Source organism: Variovorax sp. WDL1 (assembly GCF_001541225.1).
GTDB lineage: Bacteria > Pseudomonadota > Gammaproteobacteria > Burkholderiales > Burkholderiaceae_C > Variovorax.
The window spans coordinates 1-378 of the sequence record NZ_LMTS01000309.1; the positions used below are offsets into that span (position 1 = coordinate 1).

At 70.9% G+C, this 378-nt stretch carries 1 protein-coding gene; it reads right to left on the minus strand.

Annotated elements, in window-relative coordinates:
- A partial coding sequence (locus APY03_RS36005; protein ID WP_068685015.1) for a TIGR03750 family conjugal transfer protein occupies nt 1-370 on the minus strand: 370 nt, incomplete at its 3' end.
- Nucleotides 371-378 lie beyond the last annotated feature (8 nt).

Here is a 378-nt window from a genome sequence, read left to right on the forward strand (position 1 = left end):
AGCCCGAGCGCGAGATCAGCACGTGGCCGCCCACCCAGCCGGCCATCAGCGGATGGCGCGTTGCGATGCGCCACTGCAACTGTCGATACAGCCAGGTGTCGGGGCGCCCACGCTTGAGGCGGCGCAGGATGCCGCCGCCGATGAACACGCCCAAGGCCACGCCCAGGACAACGAACGTCGGTGCGATGGCGATCGTGCGGAACACCCACGAAAGCGGCGCGCCGACCAGCAGGCCGGCCGCGCCGGACAGGCCGCAGCAGATCCACAGCTCGTCGGCGGTGAGGCCGCGCACGACCACGGGATGGCGGTTGAGCCGGTGCGGAAGGAACGTGACCGTCCCGTCCGCACGGACGTGCTGCTGCTCGGACATACCGGCCT